21 protein-coding genes are annotated in these 20481 nt (G+C 43.0%); 16 read left to right on the top strand and 5 right to left on the bottom strand.

Going from position 1 to position 20481, the window contains the following annotated elements; translation table 11 throughout:
- Positions 1-90: 90 nt before the first annotated feature.
- Positions 91-1089 carry a beta-ketoacyl-ACP synthase III gene (locus ACP26M_RS13450; protein WP_426589602.1) on the bottom strand — a complete coding sequence of 333 codons (999 nt, stop codon included), beginning with the start codon at positions 1087-1089 and terminating at the stop codon, positions 91-93.
- 221 nt (positions 1090-1310) lie between these two features.
- On the opposite strand from ACP26M_RS13450, the gene ACP26M_RS13445 reads away from it, so the two are divergent.
- Genes ACP26M_RS13445 through ACP26M_RS13435 form a run of 3 tightly spaced genes read left to right on the top strand, consistent with a single transcriptional unit; the run spans position 1311 to position 3292 of the window.
- Entirely contained in the window at positions 1311-2039 is a 729-nt protein-coding gene (locus ACP26M_RS13445) for an intradiol ring-cleavage dioxygenase (protein ID WP_426589600.1), read from the top strand.
- Positions 2040-2067: 28 nt separating this feature from the next.
- Positions 2068-2589: a hypothetical protein gene (locus ACP26M_RS13440; protein ID WP_426589598.1), complete on the top strand. Its 522-nt coding sequence runs from the start codon at positions 2068-2070 to the stop codon at positions 2587-2589.
- A 1-nt stretch (position 2590) separates the two neighbouring features.
- A complete protein-coding gene (locus ACP26M_RS13435) occupies positions 2591-3292 on the top strand; it encodes a hypothetical protein (RefSeq protein WP_426589596.1) in 702 nt (233 codons plus the stop codon).
- Positions 3293-3407: 115 nt separating this feature from the next.
- On the opposite strand, the gene ACP26M_RS13430 is transcribed toward ACP26M_RS13435, so the two are convergent.
- Together ACP26M_RS13430 and ACP26M_RS13425 are read right to left on the bottom strand one after the other, a co-directional pair.
- Positions 3408-4172 carry an SDR family NAD(P)-dependent oxidoreductase gene (locus ACP26M_RS13430; RefSeq protein WP_426589594.1) on the bottom strand — a complete coding sequence of 255 codons (765 nt, stop codon included), beginning with the start codon at positions 4170-4172 and terminating at the stop codon, positions 3408-3410.
- A 107-nt stretch (positions 4173-4279) separates the two neighbouring features.
- The gene (locus ACP26M_RS13425) at positions 4280-5071 is read right to left on the bottom strand and encodes a carbon-nitrogen hydrolase family protein (RefSeq protein ID WP_426589592.1); all 792 of its coding nucleotides are present in this window, start codon (positions 5069-5071) and stop codon (positions 4280-4282) included.
- Positions 5072-5260: 189 nt separating this feature from the next.
- On the opposite strand from ACP26M_RS13425, the gene ACP26M_RS13420 reads away from it, so the two are divergent.
- The 3 genes from ACP26M_RS13420 (at position 5261) to ACP26M_RS13410 (ending at position 7652) form a co-directional block, all read left to right on the top strand.
- Positions 5261-6304 (top strand): NAD(P)-dependent alcohol dehydrogenase, encoded by a 1044-nt coding sequence (locus tag ACP26M_RS13420; protein WP_090524030.1) that lies wholly within the window; start codon positions 5261-5263, stop codon positions 6302-6304.
- A gap of 148 nt (positions 6305-6452) precedes the next feature.
- Positions 6453-7013 (top strand): dihydrofolate reductase family protein, encoded by a 561-nt coding sequence (locus ACP26M_RS13415; protein WP_426589590.1) that lies wholly within the window; start codon positions 6453-6455, stop codon positions 7011-7013.
- A gap of 102 nt (positions 7014-7115) precedes the next feature.
- Complete coding sequence (locus tag ACP26M_RS13410) at positions 7116-7652, top strand: hypothetical protein (RefSeq protein WP_176623479.1); 537 nt, start codon at positions 7116-7118, stop codon at positions 7650-7652.
- 210 nt (positions 7653-7862) lie between these two features.
- On the opposite strand, the gene ACP26M_RS13405 is transcribed toward ACP26M_RS13410, so the two are convergent.
- Positions 7863-9542, bottom strand: coding sequence for a GH39 family glycosyl hydrolase (locus ACP26M_RS13405; RefSeq protein WP_426589587.1), 1680 nt, complete (start codon positions 9540-9542; stop codon positions 7863-7865).
- Positions 9543-9805: 263 nt separating this feature from the next.
- Between ACP26M_RS13405 and ACP26M_RS13400 the strand changes: the two genes are divergently transcribed.
- The 5 genes from ACP26M_RS13400 (at position 9806) to ACP26M_RS13380 (ending at position 14485) form a co-directional block, all read left to right on the top strand.
- Positions 9806-10612 carry a phosphatase PAP2 family protein gene (locus ACP26M_RS13400; protein WP_426589585.1) on the top strand — a complete coding sequence of 269 codons (807 nt, stop codon included), beginning with the start codon at positions 9806-9808 and terminating at the stop codon, positions 10610-10612.
- A 129-nt stretch (positions 10613-10741) separates the two neighbouring features.
- Positions 10742-11143: a BlaI/MecI/CopY family transcriptional regulator gene (locus tag ACP26M_RS13395; protein ID WP_426589583.1), complete on the top strand. Its 402-nt coding sequence runs from the start codon at positions 10742-10744 to the stop codon at positions 11141-11143.
- Positions 11144-11154: 11 nt separating this feature from the next.
- The gene (locus tag ACP26M_RS13390; RefSeq protein ID WP_426589581.1) at positions 11155-12726 is read left to right on the top strand and encodes a M56 family metallopeptidase; all 1572 of its coding nucleotides are present in this window, start codon (positions 11155-11157) and stop codon (positions 12724-12726) included.
- 150 nt (positions 12727-12876) lie between these two features.
- The gene (locus tag ACP26M_RS13385; RefSeq protein ID WP_426589579.1) at positions 12877-13746 is read left to right on the top strand and encodes a hypothetical protein; all 870 of its coding nucleotides are present in this window, start codon (positions 12877-12879) and stop codon (positions 13744-13746) included.
- Positions 13747-13840: 94 nt separating this feature from the next.
- Complete coding sequence (locus tag ACP26M_RS13380) at positions 13841-14485, top strand: XAC2610-related protein (RefSeq protein ID WP_426589577.1); 645 nt, start codon at positions 13841-13843, stop codon at positions 14483-14485.
- A 1-nt stretch (position 14486) separates the two neighbouring features.
- Here the strand turns inward: ACP26M_RS13380 and ACP26M_RS13375 are convergent, their stop codons facing one another.
- Positions 14487-15065 carry a Crp/Fnr family transcriptional regulator gene (locus tag ACP26M_RS13375; protein ID WP_426589575.1) on the bottom strand — a complete coding sequence of 193 codons (579 nt, stop codon included), beginning with the start codon at positions 15063-15065 and terminating at the stop codon, positions 14487-14489.
- A 134-nt stretch (positions 15066-15199) separates the two neighbouring features.
- On the opposite strand from ACP26M_RS13375, the gene mgrA reads away from it, so the two are divergent.
- The 5 genes from mgrA to ACP26M_RS13350 all read left to right on the top strand — a co-directional run bounded on the left by mgrA (position 15200) and on the right by ACP26M_RS13350 (position 20455).
- On the top strand, positions 15200-16195 hold the full coding sequence (gene mgrA / locus ACP26M_RS13370) for an L-glyceraldehyde 3-phosphate reductase (RefSeq protein WP_426589573.1): 996 nt from the start codon (positions 15200-15202) through the stop codon (positions 16193-16195).
- A gap of 223 nt (positions 16196-16418) precedes the next feature.
- On the top strand, positions 16419-17129 hold the full coding sequence (locus ACP26M_RS13365; RefSeq protein WP_426589571.1) for an RNA ligase family protein: 711 nt from the start codon (positions 16419-16421) through the stop codon (positions 17127-17129).
- On the top strand, positions 17113-18219 hold the full coding sequence (locus tag ACP26M_RS13360; RefSeq protein ID WP_426589569.1) for an AAA family ATPase: 1107 nt from the start codon (positions 17113-17115) through the stop codon (positions 18217-18219). The genes ACP26M_RS13365 and ACP26M_RS13360 overlap by 17 nt, the downstream gene beginning before the upstream one ends.
- A gap of 473 nt (positions 18220-18692) precedes the next feature.
- A complete protein-coding gene (locus ACP26M_RS13355) occupies positions 18693-19316 on the top strand; it encodes an RNA polymerase sigma-70 factor (protein WP_426589567.1) in 624 nt (207 codons plus the stop codon).
- A 56-nt stretch (positions 19317-19372) separates the two neighbouring features.
- Positions 19373-20455 (top strand): FecR family protein, encoded by a 1083-nt coding sequence (locus ACP26M_RS13350; RefSeq protein WP_426589565.1) that lies wholly within the window; start codon positions 19373-19375, stop codon positions 20453-20455.
- The last annotated feature ends 26 nt before the right edge of the window (positions 20456-20481 follow it).

Here is a 20481-nt window from a genome sequence, read left to right as displayed (position 1 = left end):
ATTAATCTACCTTTTGGCACGAAAGTTCTCCCTTCAGGTAAAGGGGAACCCTTTTTATTATAGCCCGTCCTTCCGGGGGGCTGAGGTTGCTTATCTCAATTTACCCCATTTTAAATAAGTAGCGCCCCATGAAAACCCTGCGCCAAATGCTGTCAGGATTATGTTATCGTTCTCTTTAAAATCTTCTTTATAATCCCACAACGCCAGCGGGATAGTGGCGGCTGTGGTGTTACCATAACGGTCGATGTTGATCTTAACACGGCTTTCAGGTAGGCCCAAAGCATCACCTACGGCATGGATAATGCGATAATTGGCCTGGTGAGGGATTAGCCAGTTGATATCATCTATGGTAAGGCTGTTACGCTGCAGCACAGATGTGCAGCTTTCGGTCATGCCTTTAATGGCCGCTTTAAAAACTACGCGACCGTCCTGACGTATATAGTGCAGTTTACCATCGAGGGTTTCTTCTGATGCAGGGTTCATAGAGCCGCCGCCAGGTACATATAAATGTTCCCGCCCGTGACCATCAGTTTTAAATACACTGTCAATAACGCCCAGATCATCAGAAGATGGTTCAAGCAATACCGCGCCGGCGCCATCGCCAAAGAGGATACAGGTGTTGCGGTCGGCATAGTTTACAATGGCGCTGTTTTGATCGGCACCGATAACTATTACTTTTTTATAACGGTTGCTTTCAACCAGGCTCGAGCCAAGGGTAAAGGCATAAAGGAAACCACTGCAGGCCGCATTAACGTCAGACGCCCAGGCATTGCTTAAACCGCATTTATCACAAACGATGCTGGCGGTAGAAATAAGCAGATAATCGGGGGTTGAAGTGGCTACAATAACACAGTCAATTTCAGAAGGATCAACTTGGGCATTTTCAAGTAAATTTTTTACCGCAAAGGCAGCCATGTCTGAAGTAGCGAGTGTTCTGTCGGCGAGGATTCTTCTTTCTTTGATCCCTGTACGTGAAACTATCCAGTCGCTGTTAGTTTCAACCATTTTTTCTAAATCACTGTTAGTTAAAATGTTGTCGGGAACATATCCACCTACACCGGTAATCACCGCACTGCTTTTTAATGCCATAAATATTATATACTCTCAAAAAAACATGCAAAGATAGAGAAATTTGACGGTTTAAAGCTGTCATGCAACTGTATGTTTATACAATCTCATCTTTTCGCACACCGATAATTTGCTGTTTATCGACACAAAAACGCATCTAACCGACACATGTTTTAACACTTACTGTACTGCTTTTACTTTTGAATCAACGATTTAGATTAAACTTAAAAGGAGAACAAACAATGGAAAGAAAGAACTTTTTAAAAAGCCTGGTAATTGGCGCAGTGTCATCGTCGGTATTGGTTGAGGCCTGCAAAAAAGATGCTGATACCGTCACAACTACTACCACTTCATCTTCCGGCAGTACCTCGGGTTCAACCGACACAGGCAGTTGCAGTGTTGCGCCTACCGAAACGGAAGGTCCATATCCAACACATTCGCCTGCTTCATATGTAAGGAGCGATATTACCGATGGCCGTACCGGGTATAAACTTACCGTGAAAATTACAATCAACAATAGCAATAATAGCTGTAGCGCGCTATCGTCAGCGTTGGTTGATATCTGGCATTGCGATGCGGAGGGCAATTATTCTGAATATGGCGGCAGCGGTACACAATCAACAAATTATACATCAGTTCATTTTTTACGTGGCAGGCAAACTACCGATTCAAATGGCCTGGTAACTTTTACCTCTATATTTCCAGGTTGGTATACGGGCAGGGCTACGCATATTCACGTTCATGTGTATAACTCATCGGGTACATCATTGAAAGTAACACAGATCGCTTTTCCGGAAGGTTCCGGCACGGCCCTGGCGGCTGTTAATGGTTATGCTAAAGGCTTGAGCGGATATACGTATAATGCGAGTGATAATGTGTTTAGCGATGGATATACGCTTGAAACTGCTACTGTTACCGGTAGCACCACCGCCGGTTTTGTATTGGCTATCAGCTTAAGTGTACCTGCTTAAAAAACCATTTTGTTTTTTGAACCATCATATGCAAAAGCGCGTCATCATTTTATGTTATCGTAAAATCATCGATATCCGGTCGTTCAAGCAATGGGATAAGCTGGTTTTTGAAAGCACCTACCTGGAATTTAAAATGCAGGCCCAGAACTTTAGCCAGGGAACAGCCTATACTTCCTATTCCGAATTGTTAAGAAATGTGCCCAATGCTCAGCGTTTAGCCGGTATAGTTACACCATCGGTTACAGGTTATATTCAGCAGCTTGGCAGTATTATGCCTGATATTTTAAATAATGTTGGCAGACGGTTTCTGACGTTCAGCAAGTTTCAGTTGGAGATCATCAATTCGGATATTAATGATAAGGATAAACACCAGGTCGCGGTTAATTTTTATTCCGAATCGTTGTTTTGGCATGATACCATAGATAATTACCTGCTGATATCCGCTCAACAGGCCGAAAATCAGTTAAATGTCGAAAATAATTGCATATCCACCAACCTTATGCAATTGCAGCCGTATATAAACATAACTTCATTGCAATATCACAATTAACATGGAAAAGATCTCACCGGGGCAAATACATTTGGCCGACCAAAGAGGTTTCACGAAAACCTCAACCCTGCGGCGTTACAGTAGTTTCAATTATGGTAACTATTTTAACGAGCATCGGAAACCCTTTGGCAGGCTGGAAGTATGGAATGATGAAATGCTGGCCGGTGGTAGTTCAATTGATGTAGCTGTCGAAAACTCCGGCTGGTTTGTTGTAATGCCGGTAACCGGCGAAGTATTGTTAAAAAGGGCAAATGGAGATATCCGCCTGATTGATGTTGGAGAGGTGTTTGCAGGTTATACAATTGCCGGTGAGCGTCTTGAATTAACTAATCTTTATAAAAGCGATTGGATCAATTACATTTATTTGCAGTTAAAGGATGATGAGGTTATAAATCTCCCACACGACGCAGTTTTTAAATTTGATATTACCAACAGGCAAAATGAACTGATTGACCTGGTTCCCACCAGCGGAATGCATCCGTTTCGATTGCATGCAGGAGTATTTGGCGGGAGGGTGGATGCCTTTTATCAACTTCAAAATAGTAAATCGTTGTTTTACGCATTTGTACTTGCCGGAGCATTTGAGCTGCAGGGCCGCCTGATGCATGAGCGTGACGGATTGGCATTATGGCAGCTGGAAGAAGCCGACATGGAAGCGTTAAGCAATAACGCGGTGATTGCGATATTGGAAATATTAAAATAAATCGCCTATTGTGGAGACGCATTATAGGCGCCTTCCGTAATATACAGCCGGCTCCTTACAAAAGGGGTACCTCATTAATTTAAAGAGGTACCCGACTAATCAAGATATTTCTCATTTAAATTGCCATACCACCCGATGCTTCAATACGCTGGCCATTAACCCAACGCGCATCTTCAGTACAAAGGAAAGCTACAACGCCGCCAACGTCCTCCGCAACGCCTGGTCTGCCCAGTGCAGTTATGCTGCTTACCATTTTTTGGGTTTCTTCGCTGTTGCGCAAATGGCCGCCGCCAAAATCGGTCATAATGGCGCCTGGGGCAACCACATTGGCCCTGATACCTCTTCCGCCAAGTTCTTTAGCCAGGTAACGGGTGAAAATTTCCACCGCGCCTTTCATAGATGCATATGCCGAAGAACCTGGAACTGATAACCTTGTCAACCCGGATGATACATTGACAATCCCACCGCCATCGGCCATCAACGGGATCAATTTTTGAGTTAAAAAGTATACACCTTTAAAGTGCACATTCAATAAATCATCAAAAAACTCCTCGGTAACATCGCTAATGGCGCTGTAACCGCCTTGCCCGGCATTATTAATTAAAAAGTCGATATGATCGGTGCCAAATTTATCCGTCAAAACTTCACGCAGTTTTTCGGTAAATGCGTCAAAGCTTTTAATTACTCCGGTATTGAGTTGCAATGCTGCTGCCTTTGCGCCGCTTTGTTCTACAAGGCTAACTACCTTTGCTGCTTCCTCTGCATTGGTATTGTAGGTTATAATAACATCTATTCCTTTTTCGGCAAGCCTTAAGGCCATGTCCCTGCCTAAGCCGCGGCTGCCGCCGGTTACCACGGCAATTTTATTTTTGTTTTCCATTTTCTTTTTTGTTTTGATACAAAAGTAAAACAGATGGGAGGGGAGGCGTTTTAATAAATCAATCCATTATTTACAAAATTCAAATAATGGTTAAAATATCGGCGCTTTTAATAATCGTACAACTGTGGTTTAAATCTTTTAGCCAGGTAGCCGGTAGCTTTTTCTAAATCGATATCAGCTATAATTACACCGGTTGTGCCATAAGCCTGGTAAACTAAACAGGTGCCATCCGGTGCTATAACCGAACTGGCCGATTCGGGGTAAAGCGAACCATAATTGGAACTCGCAAAATAGATGGTATTTTCCAGCGCCCGCATCATCATGGCTTTTTCGTAATAAGGGTTGGCCATACTGCCCCATTCGGTAAGCAATACCCCCTCAGTATTACTGCCCGAAAAATGCGGATGGAAAACAATGTGCGCGCCATTACGCGCCGCCCATCTTACCGATTCGGGATAACGGAACCCTTCGTGGCAAATGGTAACACCAAATTTTAAGCCATTTACCTCGAAAATATTTCGTTGTGTGCCCGGCACCCAAATGGCATCTTCCGATGGATCTAACTGGTTTTTAGTTTGGTAGCCGAGTACATCGCCGGTTTGGGATATTACGTGTGCAATATTTAAAAGGCCGGTATCTCCATACCAGTCCATCGGCATAACAACTGCTATATTATTTTCGGCCGCCAATCCGCATACTTCATTCAATGCCGATTGCAGTATCTCCGGCGATGTTGGCTCCGGATCGGTTATCATACCCGGATATCCCGGTATATATGATTCAGGGAAACAGATAACCTCTGCCTGTTGAGATGCTGCATCTTTAATCAGCTTTTCGGCTTGTTGCAGTCCATCATTAATTGATTTCGGGAAAGGCGGAGTGGCAATGGCTATTTTCATGCGGTGTTAATCTATATGCTAAATTAAAGGTTTGCGAATATCTGTGGTTAATATTTATCCTCTCATGTGTCACTTTTTTATTTCAACCCATACTTAGCCGATATTTATAAAATTATCATTGTACATTTGTTATGGAGATCCTTTCCAAACCCAATAAATCATCATTCACACTACTTAACGTTTACTACTATGATTGAAACTAAAGCGTATGCTGCGCAAGATGAAAATACACCGCTTGCCCCCTGGACTTTTGAGAGGCGCGAAGTTGGTGCTCATGACGTGCAGTTTGATATTTTGTACTGCGGCGTTTGCCACTCCGATTTACACCAGATCAAAAACGACTGGTTCCCCGGCATTTTTCCTATGGTGCCCGGACATGAAATTGTTGGCCGCGTAGTTAAAGTTGGCGAGCATGTAAAAGGTTTTAAAGTTGGCGACCTTGCCGCTACCGGCTGTTTGGTTGACTCATGTCGTACATGCGAAAATTGTAAACGCGATTTGGAGCAATATTGCCTTAATGGCAACTCACAAACTTATAATGGCCTTGAACAGGATCATAAAACACCTACTTATGGTGGTTACTCAAACACCATTGTTGTTAATGAGGATTTTGTGCTGCACCTTAAGGAAGGAGTTGACCTCGCCGCCGTTGCCCCGTTGTTATGCGCCGGCATCACAACCTACTCGCCGCTAAGGCACTGGAAGGTAGGCAAAGGCCATAAGCTGGCCGTACTCGGCTTAGGCGGCTTAGGCCACATGGCTGTTAAATTTGGCGTGGCCTTTGGTGCCGATGTTACCGTATTAAGTACATCGCCTAAGAAAGAAGAAGACGCTAAAAAATTAGGTGCCCACCATTTTGTGGTAACTACCGATCCAAAACAGGTTGAAGCAGCTAAAAACTCCTTCGATTTTATTTTGGATACCGTATCGGCCGAGCATGACTTTAACATGTACCTGTCGTTATTACGTACCGATGGCGTTCATATTTGTGTGGGCGTTCCGCCTAAACCAGCTCAGATTGCTGCTTTCAGCTTATTGGGCGGCCGTAAAAGCTTAGCGGGTTCAGGAATTGGCGGTATCAAAGAAACCCAGGAGATGCTTGATTTCTGTGCCGAAAATAACATCGTCTCTGATATTGAAATGATTGATATCAAGGATATTCACACCGCTTATGACCGTATGGAAAAAGGCGATGTGCGTTACAGGTTTGTAATTGATATGGCTACGTTGTAAAGTAATTTATAATTGATAACAGAAGGCCGTGCGGGAGCATGGCCTTTTTACTATAGTCATATTTACACCCTTTAAAAGTCGCTTTAGCCCCCTGCATACGAACGAGCACCGGTTTAATTTTGATATAAAAAATATAACCACTGATATTATGAGAAACTTAGTATTGTTTATGCACATTTCACTCGATGGTATGGTTGCCCGCACTGATGGCGCTATGGACTGGATCAAAGTGAGCAACGAGATGTTTGAGTATGCCAACGCCCGCACACAGGTAGCTGACTCCGCCCTATATGGCCGTAAAACCTTTGAAATGATGGATGCCTACTGGCCAACAGCAGCCAATGGGCCAAACCCCTCAAAGCATACTATTGAACATGCTACATGGTATAATAATACACTTAAGTATGTAGTGTCTGAAACTGCTGCCAAGCAAAATACCGATAAGATTAAATTTATCAGTGATGATGTAAAGGAGCGGATTTCAGACCTCAAAAAACAGGAAGGCGGCGAGATCATCATGTTTGGCAGCCCTGTTCTTGCCCGTTATTTGATGCAGGAAGGATTGATTGATGAATTTTGGCTGTTTATAAACCCAATAGTACTTGGTGCCGGTATTCCGCTGTTTCCTAATACGGAGATAAAGCTCAAACTGGCAAAAAGCACCACTTTCGCCGACGGTGTTCTCGGGGCACATTATATAAAAGAGTAGTGTTTTGCAGGGAGATATCTTCCGTTATAAAAAAATCTGCAACCCGAGGCAACGCCTTTGCTAAAATGGTAGTAATCATTATGTACACAAACATATTATTACATGAAATTACTATCAAAGTTAACAGCAGCGGCCCTTGTGACAGGAGCACTGTTTTTTTCAAATACGGTAAAAGCGCAAACCACTCCAGCAAATGCGTTCCGTTTAGGTTTAGGAATTGAAACCGGCTTGCCTACAGGTGTAGCAAAAATTGGCACTACTTTTACCTTAGGTGGTACAGCCCGTTTACAATACGGTATAAGCAATAGTTTTGCGCTTACTTATACTATGGGCGGGTATCATTTTTTTCAGAAAGAAAATCCTGCTACGGGTAAACGCTATCCAAGCTATGGCGAAATCCCTATTAAATTCGGTTTCAAAGAGTTTTTTGTACCAAGTGTATATGTTGCCGGCGAAGCTGGTATCGCTTATGAAAAACTGGAAGAAGGCTGGGGCCCGCACAGGCTTGATCTTTCGCCTGGTATAGGCTGGGCCAATAAAACCTGGGATGTAAGTGTACGCTATGAAAACTTTTCGGGTGCTAACCAGGATCATTTTGGTATGGTTGGCCTGCGCTTAGCTTACGGATTTGCTTTATAATTTCGCACTTAATGTAACGATTAACTAATATGAACTAACAAACACCCGGCTCACCCAGGTTATGTTAGGTTGACTGGCCCTCTTTCGGTTATTACCGAAAGAGGGTTTTTATTTGTTTTCCAAGTTAACGGTAATTATGCTATCCTGATTTAAGATCAGATGTTAACTACCTGTTAAAATTATGCCACCAGGGCAATTGATGAGTTTAACTTACCAGCTAAACTTTAAAAGAGCCACCCCTTGCCTTGGTAACAATACAGTGGCACCTGCCAGCCCTGATTTAGCCTGTAGCGTAACCTGTTTGCCAAACTGTTGTAATTGCCCCGCTTTTTCAAGTTCCTTAATTTGCGCAGCTGTAGGTTTTTGCGGTGAACCCATCTTTTTCCATACCTCATAAGCATTGCTGTGTTCGTCATCAATGCGGTATTGGGTAAGTTTAACGAAGGTTGGTGGCAGGTGTTCTATCCTGATCTTTACGGTTTTTCCCGCATCGTGCAGGTCATCATCATGGTAGTTCCACAGCAATACGGTCATTTCTTTTTTATCTGCGGCTGCCAAAGCACCGATATCTGTATTATTTCCCCCGATGCTTGAATCAGCTACGGTTTTAAGCGAATACATCTGGTCGCCGGTTACTTTCAGGCGTTTGCCTTTCATCATGCCCAACATCCGGAAAACGTTAATTACCGGTTTATCAACTCCGTTTGTAGCCAAATCGCGGAAGCCATAAAACCAGGGCTGATTTTCAAACTCGAACGACCATGATACCGAGCCCATAAAGTTTACACCTAATGAGTCGGCCAGTTGGTATTCGCGGGCTATGGAAGCTGCTGTATAGCTCGAATACATGGTGCCATTACGGTAAGCATTTGAAGGGTTGGTAGCCATACCGCAGGCGGCGCAACCTTCCGGGTCCGATTCGCCTATTACTATCGGCGTGTTTTTAGTTTCGGGATATGATGCCACAATTTTAAAGCCCTCCCTGATATCGCGGATCTGCGGGGCCATGTTCATGCGCACCCGGCCATTGATCAGCGTAGGCTGCCCTTTGGCATGGAAAGAGATCACATCAATAGGCGACCCTATTTTGCCTGTTGCGTAATTGGTATCAGCAATACAATGTTTGATAAATGCGTTCAGGAATTTCATTCCGCCGGGGCTTGAGCCACCTGCAACTTCCGGTCCGCCCACGTGCGCGGTAGGGAGGGCGCGTTTTACACCATGGGCGGCATAATCGTACAGTTTAAAGAACTCTTTCATGGTACCTTTCCAGTAGCCTATGTTGGGCTCGTTCCAAACTTCCCAGTACCAGCTTTCAACCTCGGCCTGGCCGTAGCGTTGTACACAATGCTTTACCCATTGGTAAACAAGCTCTTCCCATTTGTTATAATCTTTAGGAGGGTACGCCCATCCTGTGTAAACATCATCATAGTTATCGCCCGGTTTCCAGTAATGGCGGTAAGGTTTGGGGTGGGTTGACAAGGCCTCGGGCATAAAACCTATCTGGGCATAAGGTTTCATGCCCAATTTAATGTAGGTGTCAAAAATGCTGTCAACCAAATGCCAGTTATAAACCGGGTTGCCATTAGCGTCTTCGGTATAAGCGTTGGTCGATCCCCACTTTAGGGCTGCCGTGCCATCACCGCTGGTAAGCAGGTTATGAACCCGCATGCGTACAGGTACAGGGCTCAAAGCTGCCAGTTCGGAAAGTAGTTTGCGGCCATCCTTCATGTAAGTGTAGTTAGGTTCATCATGACCAAACCATGCCCAAACGGGGTACATATCGCCAATTTTATCATTTAGGTTGATGGCGATATGGGCCTGTTCCTGGGCAAAAATACGGGTGCCTGTAAGTAATAGGAAGCAGCAGAGGAGTTTGATGGTCTTCATTCAGGTGGTTTGGTGGTTTATAAGGAGTACAGATCAAACATAGGTAATTTTATTTATTGTAAAAAGAACAATTAAAATGAGGGACTGGCCTTTCAATCAATTTTAAATGGCACACAACATATCTAACATAATTTACGTTAACAGCGTGTTAATTTATTGTTTACGTGCTTCAGAAATTATACAGAATTGGACTGTATAATTGTATTTTATCAGCGCTTAATAAGGGGGATTCTTTGCAAAAGTTTAGGTTTTATTTTATTTCGATGCTATTGGCAGCTTCGTTCTCGCTGCCATTATATGCCCAGGTTAAGGATACATTACAAAAAGATACCGTAAAGAAGGATTCTCTGCAGAAAGACTCTGCCAGGAATATCCTGACATTGCCCGATACAGTTAAACATCTTCAAAGTAAGTTTCCCTCATACATACCGCCGGCCGCTTTTATCACTTATGGCCTACTATCGTTAAAAGTAGGATTTATACGTAATATTGATTATCGCGTACGGAATGATATGAACAAGGATCATCCCGGTTTTCGCACCAGTGTTGATAATTCACTCCAATATGCGCCAATAGTTTCAGTTTATGCTTTGAACCTGGTCGGCATTCATGGTAAAAATACATTTATCGACCGTACTATGCTGCTCGTACTTTCCGAAGCCATTTTTGCAGGTTCAACTTTTGGCCTAAAACGCATTACCCATCGTGAGCGGCCTGACGGTTCCGATAAATTTTCGTTCCCTTCAGGCCATACCGGTAACGCCTTTGTTTCTGCCGAGTTTATGGCCCAGGAGTACGGCGACCGCTCGCCCATATACGGTGGTGTGGGCTATGCATTTGCAACTACCACTGCTATTTTGCGTGTATACAACAACAAGCATTGGTTTAGCGACATCATAGCAGGAGCTGGTTTTGGTATTCTGTCAACCAAAGCGGCTTATTACCTCTACCCGCTTATCCGTAATGGTGTATTCCGTGGGGGGAATGAGAAAGGGAAAAACAACAACTCCTTATTGTTGCCAACTTACCAGGACGGCAAGGTTGGGTTAACCTTTGCTAAGAGCTTTTAAACGACTGATCTTATTATTATAATGTACAACCACCTTAGTATTAGGGTGGTTGTTTTGTTTTAGAGTTTTTTTTTAATAAAAAATAACTTAGCTATTGCAACGTACGTTTTTGATACGTATCTTTGGTTTATGAGTTTGTTTAAAAAGGATATTACTGCTGATTTAACGCCAACCAAAACAGAAATGGACGTTTTGCGGGTGTTGTGGCAGCATGGCCCGTCGACAGTGAGGTTTGTGCATGATAAGCTTAATGAACAAAAGGAAGCGGTAATTTACACCAGTACCCTTAAGCTGATGCAGGTAATGAAAGAGAAGGGGATGCTTGAACGTGACGAAACCAATATGAAGCACATTTACAGCGCCGCAGTTGAAGAAGACAAGGTGAAAGGGAACATGCTTGGGCGCTTTGTTGATTCGATGTATAATGGTTCGCCGAGCGATTTGATGGTAGCCTTGCTGGGCAACGACAAAACATCGGCCGAAGAACTCAGAAAAATAAAAGAGCTGCTCAAAAACCTGGACGATAATTAAACTTTACAGATATGTACCTGCTCCTTAACACCAACACCGTTTCCCACAGCCTGATACAGGCTTTTAGCTGGATGCTGATCCATTCACTATGGCAGGGGATGTTGCTGGCAGTTATGAGCGCGGTGGTGATGCTGCTTACCAAAAAAACAAGCGCGGCAGTAAGGTACAACCTGGTACTGGTACAGTTTTTATTATTTGTTGGCGCCTGCCTGTTCACTTTTGTTTGGGAATGGAACAAGCAGCCGCAGCAAGGCAGTTTGGAAATAGGCAACTCCATTGGCAGTCGGGCATCGGCTTTATTAAACCTTAATGCTGATGGGATACGGGCTTTTGCCGGCACCTGTATCGGTTATTTTACAGCCAACGCGCCAATTGTTGTATTGCTTTGGTTTGTGTTTTTCCTGTTCCGGTCGGTACGGATGATGCGCGGGCTCATGTTTGTCCATACCGCAAAACACAGGCAGGTATCCGAGCCTGTTGGCTATTGGAAAAACAGGGTGGAACTGCTTTGCAAAAAGCTGCAACTGAAACAGGCAGTTAAACTACTTGAATCGGGATACGTGAAAATGCCTATGGTTATCGGGCACCTGAAGCCGGTGATCCTGATTCCTGCAGGTTTATTGGCTGGGATGCCGCCCGAGCAGGTGGAGGCTGTACTGCTGCATGAACTGGCGCACATTCGCAGGCATGATTATTTCGTTAACTTTTTACAAACCATTGCCGAAACCGTATTTTTCTTCAATCCCGGCTTGTTATGGATCTCGGCCCTGCTGCGCGATGAGCGGGAAAATTGCTGCGATGATATCGCCATCGCCCAAACAAAAAATAAGCGGGAGTTTATAGAAGCACTCATCAGTTTTAAGGAACATTCGCTTTATGGTACAAACTACGCGGTTGCATTCCCCGGTAAAAAAAATCAGCTGTTGCAAAGGGTAAGCCGCATTCTGAATAATAAAAACAAAACGGTAACCTCGGGCGAAAAGGTATTTTTGATAAGCGGCGTTATTATCCTTTCGGCTATAATAGCAACCGCAGCCATTGCACAGATCCGAAAAGTGAATTATCCTGAAAACGGCAATAATCATACGTATAAACAGGAACAACGCGTAACATCATTTGCCGATACCCAATCTGCAGCGATTGTTAGGCAAGGAGATAAGCCGAAACATTTAAAACATAAATATCTTGCTGCTGCCCGGAAACCCGTTCATGCAAATGGAAACACAGTTATGGCTAATGATGAACCCGTGTCTCCGCAGGAGCAGCTTGAGCGCGATGCATTGGCAGCAAAGCAGCGGGCCGAACAGGATAATCGGCAGTCGGTAAATAATAAAACCGCACTTAACCCCGAACAGGAACAAGCCCGCCGTGCACAGGATCAGGCCAAACGTGACCTGGAGCAGGCGCGGCGCGATCAGGAACAAGCCATGCGTGATCAGGTGCAGGCTAAACTTGACCAGGAACAGGCCGAAAGAGATCAGGCACAAGCAAAGCGCGATCAGGAGCAGGCAAAACGTGATCAGGCACAGGCTAACAAACTAAAGACAGAACCGATAAAAAGTAAAACAAGCGTTCAGGATTAAGTAAAACCTTTCTTATTTAGTCTGTAAAGCAGGGATACATACTGCTTTATAAGCTATAGTAATCAGTCATTTCAATAATCAATTTTAAACTGCCAAATGGGCGGAATGGAAAACTATTGCCCAATTTTTAACCTTTAAATCAACAGAAAAATGAAAACAAATTATTTAAGAAGTGCCCTGTTGCTGATAGCGGCAACGGCATTAACGACTGCAGCAAACGCTCAGAAACCAGGAAAGAAAACGGCCTTAAACTCTTATAACAATTACGATACTTTTGATGGCAAGGGGCGCGAACGTATCCAAACCGACTGGAACGGAAAAACTTACCAAATGGAATTAGCAAACAACAAGCTGGTGGCTTTGGCTGTTGACGGCGAAATTATCCCGTCGACCAAATGGGGTGAATACAGCACAGTTATAGCTGCCATTCGCGAGCAGATCAGGAAGGACAAGATCCAGGCAAAAAAGGATCAGGCACAGGCTAAGCGTGATCAGGAACAAGCCCGGCGCGATCAGCAACAAGCCAAACGTGATCAGGAACAAGCCGCCCGCGATCAGCAACATGCAAAAGTTGAACAGGAAGAAGCCGAACGCGGTCAGCAACAAGCCAAACGTGATCAGGAACAAGCTGCCAAAGACCAGTTACAGGCCAAACGTGACCAGGAGCAGGCTTCCCGCGATCAGGAACAAGCCGGCCGCGATCAGGTACAGGCAAAACACGACCAGGAACAGGCACACTTAGATCAGATCCAGGCCAAAAAAGATCAGGAGCGCGCCGCCGAAGATCAACGGTTGTTAAAACAGATGACAGGGGATTTGGTAACAGATCATATTATCCCTAATGAAGAGGCCCTGCATGAGCTTTCATTTAACGGTGAAGAACTGATCGTAAACGGTAAAAAGCAGCCCGATAGCGTGTTTAAAAAATACCGCGAAAAGTATCCCCGTTTTGCCCAGGGCAATACAAGTTATGAAAATGGCAAACGACAATTTAATGGTTTGCATATTCATAGGAATTAAATAGTAGTTTAGCTTTTAATAGTATGACAAAAGAGTAGATCATTAATAATGATTTACTCTTTTGTTTTTAAATTAGAGATATAAATATATCTCAATGAAAACCTCTCTTATCGCGCTTATTTTAACTATTAGCGCTAATAGTTTATTTGCTCAGAAAGATACTTATAAAATCGCGAGGGTTGACGGTATACTTTATAAAGCTATTTATAATGCCAGCGATGGGAAAATATCAATTTTAAAATCCAATGGCGAGATGGTGTCGCGCATTAATAGTTGGGATTACTTGAGTTTTGACTCATTTAAGTTTACTGATTTCAATGAAGATGGGTATAAAGATCTCCTCGTAGAATATATATCAAATGTTCCAGGAGTGTGTGAGCTGCTTTTGTATGATAAACGAACTAAGAAATTTGTACAGGTAAAAGACTTTCCTGATTATCCCGCCCCTGAAAAACTGAACGGAACAAGTCTTTATTATTCATACCACAGGAGCGGATGCGCTGATTCAAATTGGGATAGTGACCTATTCAAAATTGTAAATAATAAGATTATCAAAATAGGTAATATATCAGGATTGGATTGTGGTGGTAAAGAAGTGGGCGTATTTATATCCAAGATAAAAGGAACAAAAGAGCGCCTGATCAAAAAATACCCAATCAAAGAAATTGAAAAGTATAAGAATTATAAATGGGGATTTATTGAACAGTATTGGAAACGTAATTACCGCAAATTTATATAATTTATTTTTTCAAACTCCTCGACCTCAGCTTACTCAAAAATTCGGGCGAGATACCAAGATAAGACGCTATATAATGCTGTGGCACCCTTTGCGGGATGTTTGGATAACGGTTAATAAACTCAAGGTATTTTTCCATGGCTGTGGTTGCTATAGTTTTATAAAGCCGTTTTTGAACCACAGTTAAATGCCTTTGCAGCATGAGCCTGAACATGCGTTCCAGTTTGGGAACTTCGTTAAGCAGCTTTTCTTTTGAGTCGCGGGTAAGGATGAGCAGTTCGCAATCTTCCAATGTTTCAATATTCATGTGGGCAGGGCTTTGATCCTGGAAGCTGGCCAGATCGCTTACCCACCAGTCTTCAACCGCGAATTGCAGGGTCACTTCTGCGCCGTTCTCATCAATAATATATTCGCGGATACAGCCTTTGTTTACGTAGGCTTCAAAATTACAAATGTTGCCGGCTGCAAGTAAACGTGTTTTTTTAGGTATTTTCCGGTATTCCAGGATCTCATTAAACAGCGCTGTTTCTTCTGTGGTTAAACTAACCGATCGCGCCGCGTAATTATTGATATTTTGAAACATTGCCCAAATATAAGCCCCGAGCGAGTGATACCCGCGAATATTGACCTGTAAATAATTTTATTTCTTGTTCCAGTTCAATGGATTTTTGGAATAGATAAGTCAATTTTGCCTTATATAATTTTTATCGATCAAATATGACCTATCTACCCAATCAAGACCGTTACCAGGGCATGGAATACCGCCGTTGCGGTAACAGCGGTTTAAAGTTGCCGGCGGTGTCACTTGGCTTGTGGCATAATTTCGGCGGCATCGACAGCCTGGAAAACGCCCGCAATATTTTACGTTTAGCCTTTGATAAAGGCATCACCCATTTTGATTTGGCCAATAATTACGGGCCGCCGGCTGGTTCGGCCGAAGAAACTTTTGGCCGTATCTTAAAAGATGATTTTAAAAGCTACCGCGATGAGCTCATCATATCAAGCAAAGCCGGCTGGGGAATGTGGCCTGGCCCCTACGGCGACTGGGGCTCGAAAAAATATTTGGTAGCCAGTTTGGATCAAAGCCTGAAACGGATGGGTTTGGATTATGTGGACATTTTTTATCATCACCGTCCGGATCCGGAAACACCTATTGAAGAAACAATGGGGGCATTAGACCTGATAGTGCGCCAAGGTAAAGCCCTGTATGTTGGTATCTCAAGCTACAGCGCATCCGAAACTGAAAAGGCAGTTGCCGTGTTGAAAGAACTTGGTACGCCATGCCTAATCCATCAGCCTAAATATTCCATGTTCGACAGGTGGGTTGAAGGTGGTTTGCTTGACGTACTGGAGGATAAAGGTGTAGGCTGTATCCCATTTTCGCCGTTGGCACAGGGTTTATTAACCAATAAATACCTGAAAGGTATCCCCGAAGGCTCGCGGGCTGCTGCCCACCGCGGCAACGGCGCCATTGACGAAGATGCCATAACCGAACAAAATATAGCCAAAGCCGCAAAACTGAATGAAATTGCCCTGCAGCGTGGTCAAAACCTGGCGCAAATGGCATTATCATGGATTTTGAAAGATAAGCGCATCACTTCGGTGTTGATCGGTGCAAGTAAGCCGGAGCAGGTTACTGACTCTATCGGTTGTTTAACCAATACTTCATTTAGTGATGAAGAGCTGAAGCTGATTAACCAGATCCTGGCATAAGACAACCAACTTCGATATAGCGTAATCATTTGTTATTAGCCTTCGGTATAAACCGGAGGCCTTTCTTTTTTTATTACCAGTCAGTTTATTACCTTTGCGCCAGTAATAAAAAAACTCTCAAAAATTTGAGCCATGTAATCTCATTAGCATAAACGTTTAATGAGCTTCCCCATCCCAGGGGAGGAGGTGAATTTCTATTTCTTTTAATTAAAAATTTTACAACATGGCTATATCAAAAAAATATGGTCGTACGTATCATTATCCGTTTTCGCCGGGCACAACCAGCGATGACAGGATACAACACGACTATTGGAAACACATACAAAAAATACCCACGCTTATCCATACTGAAAAGCTGGATGGAGAGAATAACTGCTTGTCAAAGCGCGGTGTTTTCGCGCGTTCGCACGTTGCGCCAACGGTTTCTGCCTGGACTGAGAGCATCCGTAGGTTTTGGCAGTTGATCAAAAATGACTTGGGTGATCTGGAGATCTTCCTTGAAAATCTCTACGCAATTCATTCCATCGAATACCGGAACCTCGAACATCATTTTTATGTGTTCGGTATCCGCGAGCATGACCGTTGGTTAAGCTGGGAAGAGACAAAGTTTTATGCCGCAATGATCGGCTTGCCGACGGTACCTGAACTGGGAAGTGTTCATCTACCTGTTGATCAGTTGAGATTTGAACAGGATGTTTTGACATTGACTAAAAGCAGGGGCACTTTTGAGCCCCATGATGCGGGGGACGGAAAGCCTGCAACTATTGAAGGGATTGTATCCCGCAATGCAGACAGTTATGCGATAGATGATTTTGCGCATAATGTATTTAAATATGTAAGGAAAGGGCACGTTAAAACCGACCAGCACTGGACACGCAGCTGGAAACGTGCGCCATTAAAAAACGAAGGAGGTACCTATGTGGACCATTACTGAAAATAAAGACTGGACATATCTTGAAAGCCATTTTGATTGGGTGGGGCGGATGGAAAGTGTACCGCAGGATACAATATATCATGAGGAGGGTAACGTTGCAATTCACACCAAAATGGTGATTGAAGCATTAGTTGGTCAGCCTGCTTATCAGCAGTTACCTGTACAGGAACAGGAAATACTCTGGGCAGCAGCTTTGCTGCATGATGTTGAAAAATACAGTACTACTGTAATTGAACCGGACGGCAGGATTACCTCAAACGGTCATGCCCGAAAAGGTGCAATGACTGCCCGGCAGATATTATACAGAGAAATAGCGACACCATTTTCAATACGTGAGCAGATTGTTGGGCTGGTGCGCTATCACGGCTTGCCGCTTTGGGTTTTTGAAAAGCCCGATCCGGCAAAGGCTCTCATTATGGCAAGTATGGAAGTTAATACTCAATGGCTGGCCTTGCTTGCCCGTGCCGATGTATTGGGGAGAATCTGTACCGATCAGGATGAAATGCTTTATAAAATAGATTGTTTTGAGGCTTTCTGTCGCGAACAAAGCTGCTGGGGTACTGCCCGTAACTTTGTAACTAACGAGGCGAAAATGTATTATATGCAGCACGAAGATGCTTACCCGAATTATGTACCGTTTGAACAGCCAGCTGCCGAAGTAATATTAATGAGCGGCCTGCCGGGAGCTGGTAAAAATACCTATATCCAAAAGCGCTACCCGGATCTGCCGGTTGTATCACTTGATGATATCCGGATAGCACGTGGTATTTCGCCCACAGATAAAAGCGGTAATGGTTTGGTTATTCAGGAAGCTAAGGAGCAGGCCCGCGTGTTTTTAAGAAAGCAAAAAAGCTTTATCTGGAATGCTACCAACATTACCCGGCAAATGCGTTTGCAGTTGATTGAATTATTTGCCACCTACAAAACCGCAGTAAAGATTATTTATGTGGAGGTGCCCTATGCCGGATTACTAAAGCAGAACAGGAACCGCGAAGCAGCCATACCAGATGCGGTAGTTGAAAGGTTGATTGATAAGTTGGAAACTCCGGCATTGTGGGAGGCACACGAAGTGATTTATCAATTAGCCTAAGTAGTTAGAAAAGCGCTGCAATTTATGGTGGCGCTTTTTTTGTCAAAATTGGTATTGCTTCTTTGAGACGAAAAAGTGTAAGTTTTATTTGTAACTGTCTTTAAAATTTGCCATCAGTTTTAATTCAAGAATTGTATTAGTTTTATAAGTCGAAAGCAGAGGCTTGGTTTGCTTTATTATTGTTTAAATGACAATTAAAATATTGTATTTTAGAACTCATTAAATTTTCAAAGACCCTCGCATGTTGCTTTGTTTGATTAAGAAGAATTTTTATTGACACGGATGCTTTGTGATAAATAAAACAATTTAGCAGAATATGCTTATAAATTTGATGAAAAATATTTTAATTGTTTTTTGAACAATTAAAATAAAATATCATATCTTAGATTTTAATTAGAGCAATGACTTTGCTTTAATTAAGACCAATAGCCAATTATATTGAATTAAACCATACAAGAACTGTTTCACGGTTTTTGATCAAAGTAAATACAACCGATAAGGAGATGCTGGACACCGAGATTAGGTACTTACTTAATGATATTGCTCTAAACAGCAGCAGGGCTTCCTTTAAAAGGCTGTACCTGGCTTATTATGGTAAATTATTTAACCTGGCAAAATCACTGGTAAAGCAGGATGAACTTGCCGAAGAAATCACCGATGATGTTTTCATGAACCTTTGGGGGCGCCGGGCTTCTATTGCGGAGATCAATAACTTTACTTATTACTGCTATACATCGGTTAAAAATAAGTCGCTTACCTGTCTATCCAAAAATCGGCTTAAAAGCGTAAATATTGATGATATAAAGGTAGACGTTGCCGATTCGGGCGCTACAGGTGAAGATAAGCTGGTTTATGAAGATCTTACCAAACTCATCAATACTACTTTAAACAAACTTTCCGAACAATGCCGCCTGGTTTTTAAGCTGATAAAAGAGGACGGCTTGAAATATCGCGAAGTAGCCGAGCTGCTCGATATCTCTATAAAAACAGTTGAATACCATATGGGCAACGCATTGAAAACCCTTGCGCAAGGGTTAAAAGACACCGAAAAAGCGGCGATGCCTGCCAGCCCCGAAAAAATTTCAAAAAATATTTGATCTGCCCACTGGGGTATCCTGATTATTTACAGTCTTTATATATAGAGCCGTAAATAATGATCAACAACATCTGGATACTTATTGGTAAAAAGTTAAATGGTGAAGCTTCGCCCGAAGAATTACTTGAACTTGAACAACTGTTGCAGCAACAGGAAGCCGCCGGTATGTACCCAATGGATGGGCTGGAAGCGATCTGGAAAAATGATCAGCAAACAAGCCAGGATGAAAAGCTGTTAAGCAAATGGGATGCTTTTGAAACCGAACTTGATGTCATTGAAGAAAAGGAAGCTGAAGAAGCCGCTCAAATCATCTCAATCCAAAGCAAAACAAAAAAAAACGGGATCATTAAACTGGGATCGTTATTAGCTGCCGCATGTTTGATGCTGGGCATATTTTGGTTTACACGCAAAGAAACTATCACTACCGGGAAACCCAATGAAATAACTGCTCCTAAAAACGGAATTAGCAAAATTCAATTGCCCGATGGCAGCCGTGTTTGGCTTAATATGGGCAGCAAACTCACTTACAGCAATGATTTTGGTACCGATCAAAGAAGGGTAAGCCTTGTTGGCGAAGCTTTTTTTGATGTGGTTAAAGACGCGCAGCACCCTTTTGTCGTTACTACGTCAACAATCAGCGTCAGGGTGTTGGGTACTAAATTCAATGTGCGTTCATATAATAATGATAAAACATCTGAAGCTGCACTGGTACGCGGAAAAATTGAACTCACTATTTTAAAAAATCCCGAAAAAAAGATCATCCTCAACCCTTCAGAAAAACTTACAATAATTAATAACCAGGAGCCGCAAATTAAAAGCAATACCCCTACAGATAAGGTGGCTGAGGAAACACCACTTATAGCACTAAGCCGTATCCACCAGGCCAAAAAGGACACTTTGCCATCAGAAGCCTTATGGCTTGAAAATAAACTGGCCTTTGACGCTGAAGATTTTGAAAATATCGCCCAAAAAATGGAGCGCAGATATAATGTGAACATCGTTTTTGAAAATGAGGATGTAAAAAAGCTGCGCTTTACCGGTAAGTTTGAAAAAGAATCGATTAATAAGGCTTTATTGAGCCTGCAGAAAACGGCGGCGTTTCGTTATAGAATTGACACTAACCAAATTGTAATTTATTAATTAATAAACCTTTATGAAAGAGCCTA

The sequence above is a fragment of the Mucilaginibacter sp. R-33 genome (assembly GCF_049949235.1).
Taxonomy (GTDB): Bacteria; Bacteroidota; Bacteroidia; order Sphingobacteriales; family Sphingobacteriaceae; genus Mucilaginibacter.
Note: the sequence above shows the minus strand (reverse complement) of the source record. Positions and strands in the feature narration are given on the sequence as shown.

Bases quoted from the DNA above. Each gene is read 5' to 3' on its own strand.
- ACP26M_RS13360 (WP_426589569.1), top strand. From the start codon at position 17,113: ATGTGGACCATTACTGAAAATAAAGACTGGACATATCTTGAAAGCCAT.
- ACP26M_RS13420 (WP_090524030.1), top strand. From the start codon at position 5,261: ATGATTGAAACTAAAGCGTATGCTGCGCAAGATGAAAATACACCGCTT.
- ACP26M_RS13400 (WP_426589585.1), top strand. From the start codon at position 9,806: ATGCTATTGGCAGCTTCGTTCTCGCTGCCATTATATGCCCAGGTTAAG.
- ACP26M_RS13435 (WP_426589596.1), top strand. From the start codon at position 2,591: ATGGAAAAGATCTCACCGGGGCAAATACATTTGGCCGACCAAAGAGGT.
- ACP26M_RS13415 (WP_426589590.1), top strand. From the start codon at position 6,453: ATGAGAAACTTAGTATTGTTTATGCACATTTCACTCGATGGTATGGTT.
- ACP26M_RS13445 (WP_426589600.1), top strand. From the start codon at position 1,311: ATGGAAAGAAAGAACTTTTTAAAAAGCCTGGTAATTGGCGCAGTGTCA.
- ACP26M_RS13385 (WP_426589579.1), top strand. From the start codon at position 12,877: ATGAAAACAAATTATTTAAGAAGTGCCCTGTTGCTGATAGCGGCAACG.
- ACP26M_RS13425 (WP_426589592.1), bottom strand. From the start codon at position 5,071: ATGAAAATAGCCATTGCCACTCCGCCTTTCCCGAAATCAATTAATGAT.
- mgrA (WP_426589573.1), top strand. From the start codon at position 15,200: ATGACCTATCTACCCAATCAAGACCGTTACCAGGGCATGGAATACCGC.
- ACP26M_RS13440 (WP_426589598.1), top strand. From the start codon at position 2,068: ATGCAAAAGCGCGTCATCATTTTATGTTATCGTAAAATCATCGATATC.
- ACP26M_RS13430 (WP_426589594.1), bottom strand. From the start codon at position 4,172: ATGGAAAACAAAAATAAAATTGCCGTGGTAACCGGCGGCAGCCGCGGC.
- ACP26M_RS13395 (WP_426589583.1), top strand. From the start codon at position 10,742: ATGAGTTTGTTTAAAAAGGATATTACTGCTGATTTAACGCCAACCAAA.
- ACP26M_RS13390 (WP_426589581.1), top strand. From the start codon at position 11,155: ATGTACCTGCTCCTTAACACCAACACCGTTTCCCACAGCCTGATACAG.
- ACP26M_RS13410 (WP_176623479.1), top strand. From the start codon at position 7,116: ATGAAATTACTATCAAAGTTAACAGCAGCGGCCCTTGTGACAGGAGCA.
- ACP26M_RS13405 (WP_426589587.1), bottom strand. From the start codon at position 9,542: ATGAAGACCATCAAACTCCTCTGCTGCTTCCTATTACTTACAGGCACC.
- ACP26M_RS13380 (WP_426589577.1), top strand. From the start codon at position 13,841: ATGAAAACCTCTCTTATCGCGCTTATTTTAACTATTAGCGCTAATAGT.
- ACP26M_RS13350 (WP_426589565.1), top strand. From the start codon at position 19,373: ATGATCAACAACATCTGGATACTTATTGGTAAAAAGTTAAATGGTGAA.
- ACP26M_RS13365 (WP_426589571.1), top strand. From the start codon at position 16,419: ATGGCTATATCAAAAAAATATGGTCGTACGTATCATTATCCGTTTTCG.
- ACP26M_RS13375 (WP_426589575.1), bottom strand. From the start codon at position 15,065: ATGTTTCAAAATATCAATAATTACGCGGCGCGATCGGTTAGTTTAACC.
- ACP26M_RS13450 (WP_426589602.1), bottom strand. From the start codon at position 1,089: ATGGCATTAAAAAGCAGTGCGGTGATTACCGGTGTAGGTGGATATGTT.